The organism is Vibrio cincinnatiensis DSM 19608, assembly GCF_900167345.1.
GTDB classification, from domain to species: domain Bacteria; phylum Pseudomonadota; class Gammaproteobacteria; order Enterobacterales; family Vibrionaceae; genus Vibrio; species Vibrio cincinnatiensis.
Genome location: NZ_FUXB01000026.1, coordinates 1 through 13753, shown reverse-complemented (window position 1 = coordinate 13753; position 13753 = coordinate 1). Strand labels below are relative to the sequence as shown.

At 41.1% G+C, this 13753-nt stretch carries 14 protein-coding genes and 1 pseudogene; 3 read left to right on the top strand and 12 right to left on the bottom strand.

Going from position 1 to position 13753, the window contains the following annotated elements:
* Window positions 1-281: transposase (locus B5D54_RS16130; RefSeq protein WP_078927573.1), on the bottom strand; the 281-nt coding region annotated here is incomplete at its 3' end.
* A 196-nt stretch (window positions 282-477) separates the two neighbouring features.
* The gene (locus B5D54_RS16125; RefSeq protein ID WP_078927572.1) at window positions 478-1047 is read right to left on the bottom strand and encodes a GNAT family N-acetyltransferase; all 570 of its coding nucleotides are present in this window, start codon (window positions 1045-1047) and stop codon (window positions 478-480) included.
* Window positions 1048-1706: 659 nt separating this feature from the next.
* Here B5D54_RS16125 and B5D54_RS16995 point away from each other — a divergent pair.
* The 3 genes and pseudogenes from B5D54_RS16995 to B5D54_RS16115 all read left to right on the top strand — a co-directional run.
* Window positions 1707-1843, top strand: a pseudogene (locus B5D54_RS16995) (IS66 family transposase); the annotation flags it as partial.
* Between the two features lie 313 nt (window positions 1844-2156).
* Window positions 2157-2864 (top strand): AHH domain-containing protein, encoded by a 708-nt coding sequence (locus tag B5D54_RS16120; protein ID WP_078927571.1) that lies wholly within the window; start codon window positions 2157-2159, stop codon window positions 2862-2864.
* Complete coding sequence (locus B5D54_RS16115) at window positions 2861-3433, top strand: hypothetical protein (RefSeq protein WP_078927570.1); 573 nt, start codon at window positions 2861-2863, stop codon at window positions 3431-3433. The genes B5D54_RS16120 and B5D54_RS16115 overlap by 4 nt, the downstream gene beginning before the upstream one ends.
* Before the next feature lie 297 nt (window positions 3434-3730).
* On the opposite strand, the gene B5D54_RS16110 is transcribed toward B5D54_RS16115, so the two are convergent.
* The 10 genes from B5D54_RS16110 to B5D54_RS16065 all read right to left on the bottom strand — a co-directional run.
* Window positions 3731-5881, bottom strand: coding sequence for a hypothetical protein (locus tag B5D54_RS16110; RefSeq protein ID WP_078927569.1), 2151 nt, complete (start codon window positions 5879-5881; stop codon window positions 3731-3733).
* Between the two features lie 442 nt (window positions 5882-6323).
* Window positions 6324-6809: a DUF1240 domain-containing protein gene (locus B5D54_RS16105; protein ID WP_078927568.1), complete on the bottom strand. Its 486-nt coding sequence runs from the start codon at window positions 6807-6809 to the stop codon at window positions 6324-6326.
* Window positions 6809-7693 carry a hypothetical protein gene (locus tag B5D54_RS16100; RefSeq protein ID WP_199251533.1) on the bottom strand — a complete coding sequence of 295 codons (885 nt, stop codon included), beginning with the start codon at window positions 7691-7693 and terminating at the stop codon, window positions 6809-6811. Before B5D54_RS16100 ends, B5D54_RS16105 begins: the two co-directional genes overlap by 1 nt.
* A gap of 110 nt (window positions 7694-7803) precedes the next feature.
* Window positions 7804-9372 carry a replication endonuclease gene (locus B5D54_RS16095; protein ID WP_078927567.1) on the bottom strand — a complete coding sequence of 523 codons (1569 nt, stop codon included), beginning with the start codon at window positions 9370-9372 and terminating at the stop codon, window positions 7804-7806.
* The gene (locus tag B5D54_RS16090; protein ID WP_078927566.1) at window positions 9369-9620 is read right to left on the bottom strand and encodes a helix-turn-helix domain-containing protein; all 252 of its coding nucleotides are present in this window, start codon (window positions 9618-9620) and stop codon (window positions 9369-9371) included. Before B5D54_RS16090 ends, B5D54_RS16095 begins: the two co-directional genes overlap by 4 nt.
* On the bottom strand, window positions 9613-9849 hold the full coding sequence (locus B5D54_RS16085) for a helix-turn-helix transcriptional regulator (RefSeq protein WP_078927575.1): 237 nt from the start codon (window positions 9847-9849) through the stop codon (window positions 9613-9615). Before B5D54_RS16085 ends, B5D54_RS16090 begins: the two co-directional genes overlap by 8 nt.
* A 90-nt stretch (window positions 9850-9939) precedes the next feature.
* A complete protein-coding gene (locus B5D54_RS16080; protein WP_078927565.1) occupies window positions 9940-10911 on the bottom strand; it encodes a hypothetical protein in 972 nt (323 codons plus the stop codon).
* Between the two features lie 361 nt (window positions 10912-11272).
* Window positions 11273-12106 carry a tyrosine-type recombinase/integrase gene (locus tag B5D54_RS16075; RefSeq protein WP_242004545.1) on the bottom strand — a complete coding sequence of 278 codons (834 nt, stop codon included), beginning with the start codon at window positions 12104-12106 and terminating at the stop codon, window positions 11273-11275.
* A gap of 7 nt (window positions 12107-12113) precedes the next feature.
* Window positions 12114-13253 (bottom strand): ISAs1 family transposase, encoded by a 1140-nt coding sequence (locus B5D54_RS16070; RefSeq protein WP_078927563.1) that lies wholly within the window; start codon window positions 13251-13253, stop codon window positions 12114-12116.
* Between the two features lie 233 nt (window positions 13254-13486).
* A partial coding sequence (locus tag B5D54_RS16065) for a group II intron maturase-specific domain-containing protein (protein ID WP_303046254.1) occupies window positions 13487-13753 on the bottom strand: 267 nt, incomplete at its 5' end.

The following is a 13753-nucleotide window of genomic DNA, read 5'->3' as shown; positions in this document are numbered from 1 at the left end:
GACACCTTTTTTAGGAATTCCATCTCATCACGTAGACGTTTATTCTCGCGCCGAAGGACGCGAAGCTCTTCGGACTCTTTCTGCGAATAATCAACACCATCTAAGGTGTTAAACTGTTTATCAGATAGGCGTGTGAACTGGCGCTTCCAGTTCCGGATTTGCTGGGCACTAATGCCCAGCTCCCTGGCAACGGAGACTGCTGTTCGGCCCGGAAGACTGGCCAGGCGAACAGCTTCTTTGCGGAACTCTTCGGTGTACGCTGGATTACGATGTTTAGCCATAAATCACCTCTCAATTAGACCCTAGATCTAACTTAGTAAAGTGTCTACTAAACGTGGGGTACTCGGTTACATAACGCCCGCTTAAGTGGTGAGCAACTCTACCACGACACTCAATTATTACACCGTAAACACAAAAGCTAAATCAAACCAAAACCGCCGAGCGTTGCGAATCCGTCTTAAAGCGTTTGTTATATTTTTATTTCAACCCAGCGATAGTTCTAAGATCGTTGTCATTGAGGAAAAATATTGGTGCTTCCATAGTGTCCTCAGAAGAAGTCATTACCGACAAGCCTGAATATAAACCTTTAGACAATTGAAACTGGTCATTTTCGGGCATTTGAAAAGGTTGAACGTAACGAAAGCCATTTTTCTCGTAAAAATCAACTTTACTATCGGGGCATACCAAATTAACACTACTCACTGAATCTGTTAGATTCTTTAAAATATTTGTACCTAACCCATTATTTCTATACGGTTCATTCACAAATATTTTATGTAGATAAGTCGCTGGATGCTGAGGATGAATAAACAACAAAGCAAATCCGTACAAAGTTTCACCCTCGTGCTGCACCGCAACTTTTAAATGACCAGCGTCGTAACACTCCCTCAAAACATCGGAGATATAATCTAGCGCTACTTTTTGCTTTTGTTCGTCAAAATCAAATGCCAAAGAAACCATTACTGTTGATAGCATGATATCACTGAGCATTCCTTCAGCTTCAATTTTGAATATTTCATCCAAGAAAAACTCTGGTTTAATTTCCATAACTATATCCCTATATGTTAAATACGAACTAAAAAATATAACGCCCGGTTAAGGGGCAGCCAACGCCACAACCAAGCTTACGCATAACACCGTAACCACAAAAACTAACGCATGGTAAAAATGCCGCGCGTTGGCTGTCCCTCTTGAACCGTTTGTTATGCTTAAGCTTCAATGACTTACGTTGTACCAAAACCAAGATTAACTCAGCTTTGATTCACAAACAAAACCCAAAAACCAAAAAACTGAAATGACTCATGATTTTGAAAATCAGACTTTGAACTTTGACCGCTAATACTAAACAAACCTAAGATCAGATTGCTTATTGAGCCAACCGCCTCAAACTCGCGCTTGCCCGAAAATTGATTGAGGCAATTCGCTGAATTTCCAGCGCCAAAGAATAATTGTCCAGAAAACCGCGCCCACTGAAGCCAACTTGCCGAGAAACACCAAACTAAAAAGCCAAGGGAACAAAGAACAATCATAAACCACTGACTTTTGGTGATTAAGCATAACGCCGCATTAAGGGGCCAACGCAGACAAAACTTTATTTTTATATATCAATATATTACAAACAAACACCACAGCAACAAACTATATTGATATAGCAAATGTGTAGCTCATAAACAACCGTAAAAATCCCCAAATCAGCAGTCGTTAGGATTCACCAACAACCCGCACCGATAAGCATCATCCCTAAAGCTTCGCCACCGAAAGTCTGCTTGCCAACATTATTTTAGGCAAATATCAGTATACACTTCCGCTGTATCGTCAGGAAACCTTGTTCATCCAGTCAGGTAAAATGCGAGTGTTGACAAGGAACTCGATTTAGATTTGTCGATAAGCATTTGCCATTCTTGGTTGGTGCGTCGTTTTGTCATTTTAGGTCTCCTTTTAGTTGGAGACCTGATCTTAATGTTCGTACTCAGCGATTAGAATACGGGGTCTATGATGCGCTTACAGTGAAATTGACCAAACTAATAGTTTCATAAAATTACTATTTTACTTCAGTTTTAAGCTTTTTCTCATCCTAATCTATAGGTCGTACATCAACTTGGTGTTATACAGAAACACAATAACTGTAGGTACTGTAAGTATGCAAAGGAACAATAATGAAAAAGGTTATATTAAGTAAAAGCCCAATACAGTCAATACCTGCCCGCCCTAGTAATCCAACACCGCTGGAGCTTGCAATAAACCGATTTCAAAGAGAGGCGGTAAGAGTAAGGCAAAATCTACAGCAAGAACCAAAACCAGATGGTATGGCACTGAAGAAAATTAAAGAAGATCTTGCTTTTCTTGATAGAGAACTTATTCGTATATCGACACAAAGCTCCTTACAATCAAATTTGTCAGAATATAGAGAAAGCAATAAGCAAAAAAAGTCACATGAATTGGTAAAAGAGCCGCACCATCCTACCAAACAACTGGCAAGTCACCTTTATGCAGTTGCAGAACCTCAGCCGAGTAAAAACCACCAAGCACATCATATTGTTATGGGTAAAGGTAATGCCCGTATGATGAGGACCCGATTACAAATGCATCTTTATGGAATTGGTATTAATGATCCGGTGAATGGCGTTTGGCTTCCTCGTTCAACTGCATTTGAAGGGCACTTCACAACGCCCAAAGCGCCGCCGCATTCTCGTATTCATAGTCACAACTATCAGACATGGATTTCTGATAGTCTTGTAAATATAAGAAAGAGTGAGACACAGTTTGTAAATAAACTTCGAATCATTAAACTGGATATCAAAAACGGCACTCATCCGACCAAAATTTTGGAAAAGAAAGACATAAACTGGAGCCCTAGCAAATGAGTATTTACCAATTAAAGCCTGATTTCGAGCGGTTCAAAACATTCGAACTGGATGTTGTAACACTTGCAGAGCAGCTTGGTAATGTTGAGCTGATAGATACTTTAATGGAAGCTCCTGCTACCTCCGAAAGCTTGAAAACTATCTGGAATGATGGTGTGTCCTTTGATTTTTACGGTGATAGTGCTCAAAAAAATGAGCCTGATATTACTACGTGGGATGTCTCTTTTCTGGTTATGAATAAGCAAGCGTATGAGGTTGTGCGTTCTGAGCTAGAAAAAGTTGGAGAGTTCTTGCCTATCGAAATTGGTAACAAGCCATTTTTTGTTTTTCACTGCTTGTCTTTTGGATTAGAGGATACTGGCCTTACTGAAATGGAATATCAGGGCGGGTATCCAATTGGCCTAAAATCCCTTGCCTTTGTTGAGCCAGATATCCGTTTTAAAGCGGTTTTTAAATCGAAGCTACAAGGAGCCGGAAAGCTATTCGCCACAGAGCGTTTGAAGAAGTTATGTGATGAAAATCGCTTACAAGGGCTCCGCTTTGATACTGATTTGGTTGATCCTTTTTAAGTCTCATTAATGATTGTGTGGTGAATGTCGACTAGTATTAAAGTAAATGTAACTTAAAAGTTAGAAAACCCTTATAGTAAAAGGGCTAAGCGCAGCGATACTCTAACTTTTCTGCATTTTAATTGATAGCGCATTGCTCTTTGAGTGAAATTTTGATTATTCAGTGATTTCGTCCCTTTGTCATTCGTCCCTTCCTAAATCACTTCTGGACATAAATGAGTCAGTGATTTTTCTAATTTAGCAAGCAATGAATTACTTTAGGTATAGTCAGCAAAAGTCTGGATTAGTGCATCCATTCTATAAGCGGATGATGACGTTTTCTGGCCTGCCTAGTTGTGAATAGTTCATAGTTTCTACAAACCCGATTTCATCAATCGCGTCTTCAACCTCTTTTCTGGTTTTTCCAGTTTCAAATGTTAGCTTATCAACAATAACATAGAACCAATCGGGTCTTCCCATATTGATCACTTTATTTGCCTCGAAATGAACTTGTTCATATTGTTTTCTATCTAGCCAGCCATAAATATCTCTAAGTTCAGTCAGTACATCAGTACAAAAAGACATTCTAAAGAAACTACTTAGAAATTTTCGCCAAGTCAGATAATCAACACCTAAACTCTTCAACGCAGAAAGGTATCCAGAAAGGCGATATATAATTCTTCCTACGAATACAGAGGATTTAACAGCATCCACTGGCAATAACGTCCCCAAAACCGTGATAGCGCCATGTCTTAACAAACCATTAGCAACTGAAGCGTGCGAACCACCAATAGCTGATGTTAAGCAGGCACTGAGAATAACAATTGGTGGTATTTTGCCATTGCAAGGTAAATTCCAAACGTCAACCCTATCATTGCCAATACATAACCACCCGTGTTCATCACTTCCTCCGTGATTACCATGGCAATCAAAGATCAAAATTGGCGTATCAACTTTGTTTAACGCTTCGATCAATTCTTGCTCATTTTCTACATCTACTATTTTTATAGTTACTTTATTATCAATTTGAGCAAAATGTTTAAGTCCATGTTCTAGAGTATGTTTTAATGGATCTGTTTCTCTAAATGATCGAAAGACTGTAATACGTAAAAGCTCATCATGCTTAAACGTAAAATTTGAAAAGTTAGTCGATATTTTTAGTAATTGATTACCCGGAGTTGTATGGATTTTTGATACCTCATGAGTAAACATCAACGGTACTTTATTGAAAATTACCCATTCAAGAGGAGTGTCAGTGCACAATGTAATTGACTCACTATCAGATATGAAGTTTATGAGTTTATCGCCTATTTCCTCTTTCATACTATTAGTCAGGTTTCTTATCTTTTTCTGAAAGTTAACTTTTGCTTTCTTGTCATCGATATTACTCAAACTCTCAATATCTCTAAGCATTCCGTTATGAAAGTTAATTGCATTTGGAACTCGAACAGCAGGACACATGTTCGCTATTGCAAGACTATTCATTGCCAATGTTGTATATGCAAGTTCAAATTGCCTTGTACCCATAATTGCTTGAAAGGCTTTATTATCAAGTACCTTACTCATATCTTTGATCATGGATTTATCCAAATCCATTCCAGAATACGATGGATTTTTAAATACTCCATTCATAATGAATGATTTAGCACTTTTATTCTTTAACTCTCTATTAATCTGGTTCCAGAAATGATCTTTAAAATTGTATAAATGAGTAAATATACTTGGCGAATAAACTATCAAGTCCGATTTTGAGTCATCCCTTCTATAATTCAATATACTTTGTAGGTTCCTGCTAGAATCAATTATTGCATTGATAAAAACATTCTTATCACCGGAACCTCGAAGGGTATTAACATATTCAAAATCAAAACCAACGCTCATAAGAACTAATTCATTAGGGTGGGTTACAGAGTGCGTGCGAGTCGGTGTTTTAAGTATATTTGCTTGTTTTTCTCTTGGCTGCCTATTATCTATGTATTTAGAAAACTCCCTAGGGAGGTCTCCATTATTTAAAGCTTCATTCGTTCTTTTAATTATAAAGTCATCAAGCATGAACATATTGAACCTACTTATATCTAAGTCTACTTCAGGTTCAACACCAATAATCAAAGGGGAATATTTTAATTGTAAATCCAATGTTTTTACAAACTTCAGTTCATCTCCGATACATGTAATACATACAAATGGGTGATTTAGAAAGAATGGTAACGTCTCAACTAATGATCTAATATTCAACAAGAATAGATTTGGATAACCAAATTCGCATCTGTATTCAATCAATTCTTGCTGTGACATGAAAACTTCTGTCGCATTAATAGGATAAGACAGAACCTTAGTCATTGTCTGATAATAATCATCAGAGAAAACGTCAACTAGAAAGCCTTGAAATGGAGAGTTCATAGTCCCATCATCTTGATCGGGCATTACGAAAATATTGATGATCGAGCTATTGCCAAGATTAAATCTCATATCGCACCAACTAATAGTTCCTTTTTAGACAATTACACATAATTATACCATCCGATGCAATGAATCAATTTGAATAAAGTCTTGTTCTATTGTAAACATCTTCCTATCTGGCGAAAATTCCTGTTCAGAGTACGTGAATCTCCTTACGATAAGTAAAGTAAAACAATGGGGTCAGGTCTTACCTTTCGCCTTCGATTAGTTAAAGTATTACAAAACCAATTCATGGAGACTTGTGTTAGTAACGGTGCTAACACGAAAAGGGGCAAATGCAAGTTAGCCTAATGCAACCCCATAGGCCCATAATAAAGGTTATCAAAAAAATCGGTCAAGCATTCATATGCAAACTTGTTAATCTAACCGCTCAGTGACTCAAAACATATCCTTTCCGGTTCGTCTCCTCCCTATCCCGTACACTTATTCACAGAACTCCAAGAGGAGATTTTTAAAATTCATTTTCGCTACTTGCTATTGATTTTTCTCTAATCAAATTACTGCAAGCTATATTATCTTTAGTGTAGTACAACTTACTATAAATCAACCATTGGTAGGATACTTCCTCACAAATACTATACCGCTTACTCTTCAGATAATTATCAACAGTGTAGTGAGCTACCTGAGGATAGATAACCATTAACAATAAACTTACTACTATAGAACGCAAAAAAAATGAATGCTGTTTTTCCGTTAATTTTAACTTCAGTATGCCTTGCATTAAGCCACCAACCGTTATAACAAGAAGCCCAAGCCCACAACCTAATGTGTACATAGCTCCCTTATCAAAACCTATCACTTGGCTTTCAGCACGTAACGTTGATATAAGGTTAACTGAACTTACAGAAAACCAAGAAAAAGCCCCAAATGTTAGAAGCATAAAAAAGGCTAAACTCAGAAGACGGACTAACAGTGAAGCCTGTGGTTGATCGTTCATTATTGAAACCTCGGCTTCGCGGAAAAGAATTTATCCATAGTATGTTTTGCTGTATTTATTAAAATCCCCTTAGCCGAATCTACAGCATAATCGAATACAGAGTCCGCAAAAGTACCTATTTTTTTATAAAATGCACCTTTAGTTTTTTCAGCACGACGACTTACATTTTGGCTAATCTCATCTAATCCAGCAATAATACTTTGAGTAATGCCATAATGTTCATCTAAAAAACTCAACGCTACTGACGTTAAAACACCGACAAAAACAACTGCTGCAATTGGCCCGATTGCTACGGTAAAACCAAGTGCAACAAAACCAGAAGCAGCAGCTATAGATGCTCCTGTTGTTATACCTATCTTAACCACATCTGTAGCCAACGAGCCAACAAGCTGGGTAAGCGTAGCGTTATCTGTGAGAAAATAATCAACGACTCGATAGCTAGAAAGTAATACTATTGATAGAATCCCTCCGGATTTTGCTGCATGAATAGCCCCTGCCTTACCCAACCCAATCGTAATAACTTTAGGATTATTAATGCCATACTTTGTCCCAGTTAAAAAATACCTCAATCTAGGATTACCTTTTAGAATTATGTGTGGCTTTCCACCATAACTTTTAACATAAGCCTTGGTTGTAACCCCACCAAGATCACCAATAAGTTTACTTAGCGTTCTTAAATCATCGGCTGAAGCATAATAACCAACTCCAATCTCTGCTTTACCTTTCAATTGCTGCCATGAATTCTTAATATGTGGCAGGTTCCCTTTCGGAGAGGAGCGCACAATTGCGTCCATTTCTTCCATGGAAACTATAAAAATTTCATGCTGATTAGCTTCGATCATATGTTTTAGTTGCTTCTTTTCCTGAACTGAAAGCATATCCATTGGGTCCTTAAGTCTTATTTATTATGCTAATTAGGCATTAATACTTTACCTTTCACCACTATATGCAACAAAAACATATGCAATAAAAATAAATATTGGGAGCATTATCACTAATAGTGACATAATCTTGTACTAGGAATCGTAGTTACTAAAGCTTCAAGCCGCCACTGAAACACTCGCGTGATAAACTCACGCCCTGCACTCACTACCCCTTTTAACGCTTTCACTCGCTCATTCTCACAATACAGGCTCGTTTTCACCACTCCAGTACTCGTCTCCACCGATAACTCATAGTAGGGCTTAAACACTTGCTCTTTGCGCGTACAGAATACGCCACCCATTTGCGCGGTAAAGGTTTTCCAATCGCCCTTATCCGCTGCCTCAACGATGGACTGTTGCCGCTCATTCAAACCCAGCAACGTTTTTAAACGTCTTAGCTCACGCCATACCGTCACGGAGCAGCCGCCTAGCTGTTGAAACTGACGAATACCCCAGCAAGCCGCCCACGCATCCACTCGCGCTGCCGCCTCTAGTGGATCTTCACCGTACACCCCTGAATCTAGATGGTTACCGTCAATGTTCTTTGAGATGTATTTTGCAATGTAACCCGTAGCACTGCCTTTACTGGGGTCTATTTTTACTTCGGTAAAACGGTGTGCTTGTGCACCTTGCTCATCACCGTCTTCTTTTAATGCGTAGTCTCGCATGATAGTCACCATCGCTTGATAGTGCTCAGGCTCGACAAACAGCAATAAATGCCAATGTGGGGTGCCATCGTGTTGCGGCTCTGCTACACGAAAACCATAAAAACGAATGCCTCGTCGATTCAGTTTGGAGCGGATGAGTTGCCATATTGCGTTTAGGTAGTGTTGCCCGTCTAGCGGGGTGTAACCTGCCCATTTAGGGTTCACCTGACCGGATTGTGAATAGCTACGATGATACTTTGATGGACAGGTAAACGTGATGAACGTTGCTACATGGCCAAGCTCGTTGGCCATCTCTTCAAACCCTCGCGCTCTCACCATGAGTTCCCCTTTGCGTATTTTCGGATCGGCGACGCCTTTTTGTGATAATTCCAATAGGGAAAAGCGATCACCTTGCTCATTCACTGCAAAGGTATTTTCAAGATAAGCCTGTTGATAGGCTTTTTGTTGACGGCGCGCTTGCAGCGTGAGGGGGGAACAATACAAGCTTTTCTTGTTATTCACTTGATTAAGATGGTGCTGAACCACTTCTATGTTACGACGTAACGCCTTCCTTAACTGACGTAGCCACCATTGATGATCGCTGTATCGGCTTAATTCCCCGTTTAAGCTATAAGCACCATCACGGCAAATCGTTACGCCATGCGATTGCACAAAATGGTGTACATTAGAGAGCGCTTCCTCATCGTTGAGGTAGTAGCGTCTCATCGCTAAAGTGGCTTTGGCGTATTCCTTGGCTTTTTGTCTTAACTCGTCTTCCGATAAATTCAACGCTAATTGATCTAAAGGTATAGACAGCTTCTCAGCCAGTTGGTCAGTCGTTAAACGCAAATACGTGTTACGCTCAAACTTGGTTGGCTGATTTTGATATTCTTTAAACAATAGCCATTGTATGGACAGCGGAAAGCAAGAAAGCCTTTGTCTCACAAAGGCTTGGTCATCACGTTCGATCAGGTTGTAATCTATTTCTTTCATGCCAACGCTTCCCCTTTTTCGGTCAGCGTGAACACATCCCAGCGAAGGCCGTAGTGTAGCTTGGGTTGATAAGTGATCAGTCCCTCTTGATAGAGCTTGTTGATGGTTGGTCTATGCACTCGGATAGGTAAGCGGGATTTTCCCGCCGCCTCGCCATTTTTGGTGCAATAGTCTGAGCACACTTCAACGGTTTTCTCCTCTCTCATCCAAGTCAGTAACTCTTTTTGTTTTTGTGTCAGATTAAGCATGGTATTGACCTCCTTGTGATAGGTGGTCAAGTCTGGCGTGACTATCAAGCCATTGATCAAGGTCATCTTTGAGATAACGCACAGCTCGACCAATTTTGATAAAAGGTGGCGCTATCGTGCGATTATGGCGGTGGCCTTCCATGCGTGCTTGACGAAGAAAAGAACGGCTCATGCCGATGTAGTGCGCGGTTTCTTGTTCGGTGAAAGCGCGTTTGATAGGTGTTGTCATCATAAAGCCTCTTGCTGTTCATTGAGGCTTTACCTTAATCACTCAAAACGTTATATAACGCTAGCAATAACGCTAGCGATAACGTTTTGTTTATTGTCCATTTAAAGCACGGCGAACTTTGGGCAAAATATTCATACGAAAAGAATCATATTGCATTGTATTGTCAGCATCGCTACGGCCAAACCACGTAACATGATCGAGGGTCATTTCATCAATAATAGCATCCGTATCAAACACACGTTGAGCACCGCTTTGATTGACCTCTCTACGAATGAGATTCCATATCTTATTGGCTTTAGCTTTGGGATTGGATTCTAATACTCGATAAGCAATCTGAGCGATGGGATGTGTTAACACAGGCTGGTTAGCCACATGAAATCGCACACTAGCGCCTTTCGCCTGACTCGTGCCATGTTCTGCCATCATGAGTACCTGCTCACCAAACACCGCCACTAAATCACTGACCGCCACCCGTAAATGTGTGGGGGTAATGGTGATAGCTTGGATACTCAAACGCTCTTCATCTTTAGCGGGGTATTTCTCAGCAAACGCCTTCTGTTTTTCAGCCACGCTATCGCTCAGGGTGCCACTAAGCTGGCTAAAGATGGCGTTCATTGTCTCCCCCGCTTGCCCTATTAGACTACTTTGCGTTAATGAGGCGATCATTTTGCCACTGGCAAGAAAGGCGTGCAACGGTGGGCTTATCGGTTGATTCTGGTAGGCAAAGCCCGCTTGCGTCACTTTGGGGAAAGCCGCTGACACCGTTTGCCACTGATTCACCCATTCGGGTTGTAATATGGTCATACGTTGGCAGGTCTTCGGCTCTAAAGATAGCGCAAACGCTTTGGCGACGGACGCCTCTAACTGAACCATGCCTTGATAATCAAAGATAGCCATGATGGTTTTTCCATCTTGGGCATAGGCTCCCAGCCGTGAGGCGGCAATACTCGCGCATAAGGGTAATGTCTCTTGCTCGACCGCTTCCCATACATCCCCTTGCGTTAAGCGGGTTTTCTCCGTGATGTCTTCTAACCGTAAATACTGGCGTTGCATTTGACTCATTCTCTTACTCCTTTGTGAGTCATTCCTGGACGACTATGATTAAAGCATTCCAGTGCAAAGAGAAAAACCCTGCATCATCGATTAAGTACAACAAATATGGCCGTTTATGAGGTCAATCAACCTAATAGGTTAGATAAGCTTGATGATGGTTGGCTTAACAGGCCGTACTCCATGTTAAGTGAAGAGAAAAGAGAGACCAGTTAACCTAGCTTATCTGGCTTTAAGCCTGATAAACACAGGCTTCTCACTCGAACAGTAAGCCAAGAGTAAGCCAGTAGATAAAGCGGCTTAACCTTGGCTATTGACTGGCTACCCTAGCCAGCTTGAAGGCGGATAATATCAAGTTTAAAACCTATAAGGCTTAACCAATCAAATTGACCGCAGCGGCTTTATGCTCTGGCGCTAAGTGAGCATAACGCAGTGTCATTTTTAAATCCGCATGACCGAGTAATTCTCTCACCGTGTTTAAATCAACCCCCGCCATCACCAATTTACTCGCAAAATGATGCCGTAAGTCATGGAACCGGAATTGCTCAATCTTGGCTTCTTTCAGTAGATTACGCCATTGATAACTAAAAAAGCTTACCGGTTGGCCGCGATGAACAAACACAAAATCCGCGCTTGGGTTTTGTGCTCGCCAAGCGTCTAATAGGTGAAATACCGTATCGTTTAAAGGCACCGTTCGCCTCTTCTTGGATTTGGCATTTTCAGAACGAATGGTTAAATAACGGTTAGGCAAAGAGATGTGCTCCCAACGCAGCGTTAATAGCTCACCTCGACGTAATCCCGTATGCATTGCCATCACGATAAGCGGCTCTAAATAATCCACATAACGACCCGCTTGAGCGGTGGACGCTAACGATTCACGTAATCGCGCATCACGGGAGGTCAGCGCGGCCAAGAGCGCTTTTTCTTCTTCCTTCGACAAATACCGGACACGAGTATTGTCTTGATGAATCACTTTGACCTTACCAAGTGTATGTGAGTCAATAAATTCCCACTCTACTGCACGATTAAACGCCGCCCTTAATCGGTTCACCGCATAAGTGATGGTGGCCGGAGCGCGGCCTAATTTGCGACGCTCTGAAATCCATTGCTGAATATCCCATGCGGTGATGTCATCCAGTGGCTTATGAGCTAAATGCTTAAACGAGTTAGCAATACATAAATAGGCTTTGCGGGCACTGTTGGGCACGGAAAAATCATGAACATTCCCGTAAATAAAGGCTTCCCAATGCCTTCAAAAGGTACTCTGGATCCATCGCGCACATCGCTCTTTTATGTTTAATGCTCGCTTTCAGTGTCGTTTCACTTTTTAGCATGTTTAAGCACATCTGTCTGATCCTGGCGAAATTCTCTGCTCGTTCTTCCGCTCTCTTACGGCAAGCATCTTCACCAAATTCAGTATCCAGCATCCAATGCATCGACTCGACTAACCAGTGTGAGCGTGAAGCATTTAACAATTCTTTAGCACTGAGCGCTTTCGAACTAATATAATATCGAACCGTTACTTCTGACTCTTGAGCCACTGCTGATTCTTGACGAATGGAGACCACAATTCCCATCGTTTTAAGCCCTGGCCAATCCAATTCAAGATCGCCCAAAACTCTTAAATCTTCATTCACTAAGGCTAATCGTGTTTCCTGGCGACCACGCGATTTTTCCTGAGTACTGTAAGAATCACCATCATGCTTTTGCAGCATACTCATATCAAAATAGTTATCAAAAGCCTCCTCTAGTCGGCCTTGATTTCCTTTCACAGCCAGCAAGTAATCTGCGTTCTTTTCAAGGATCTTTTGCGCGATTTTCTTTTGGCAACCCATCGCATCAATTGTTACTAAACAACCTGATATATCAAGCAGTTGAAGCAACTCAGGGATAGCGGTTATCTCATTGGACTTCTCGTAAACTTTATGTTGTCCAAGGCACACCCCATTCTCTGTAGCAAACGCATTAACCATATGGATCGCACCAAGCCCACGGGAATCATCATAAGACCCTCGAACGGTTTTACCGTCTATCGCTATCACCTCACCATCAGTGAGCTCACAGCATGATTTCATCCATTCGATAAAACACTTTTGTAAGCGTGTCGCATTAATCATTCCCATCACTCGAGCTATGGTAATAGTAGAGGGAACACCATGACTAAAATCACCAAAGCGTTTGAGAAAATCTAACCATCTTGTGCCATAAAGATGAATGGCTTTCCAATCATCCTGTCCGGAAAGTACTGCACAGATTGTTAACAAAATGATATCCGTTAACTTGTGTTCGACTTTGCCTTGTTGGCGGTAATCTGGGATGACATCGAAATGCATAAATGGGTGCTGGTTACTCATTGTTTGACCTCCAATTATCTATGGAGGTATTAGAAAACACTGAAAATGATCGTCAAATTGATCATCGATTAATGGCTTGTTGTGTGATTCCGTTATCCATCGGAACAAGAAAACTGTGAACTCACTATGCCGAAAACCCTTTAAACATGGACATGTGGTGAGTAGACCGCCGGAACCTCCCCGACAGCCTCTCGCAGAACCGTACGTGAACCTCTCAGCTCATACGGCTCCCATTAAGCCAACGCTGTTCCTAATCCTGCCCGCCAGTGAGCGAACAAATGAGGCGCCTGTTCTATCAAGTTACCTATAAACTTGCAGGCGTTGATTTTGTGCTTCCGCAGCCTCTTATATTTCCGTCGAGCCCAGCGAATTAACGTTAGGTTTATATGACGACCAATGGCAGTCAGCGCTGAGCGGTGAAACCGACCATAGTAGTAAATCCAACCTTGTATGATGGGATTTAGCCACTTGGCAATTTCGTTAATACTCATCTCTGTACG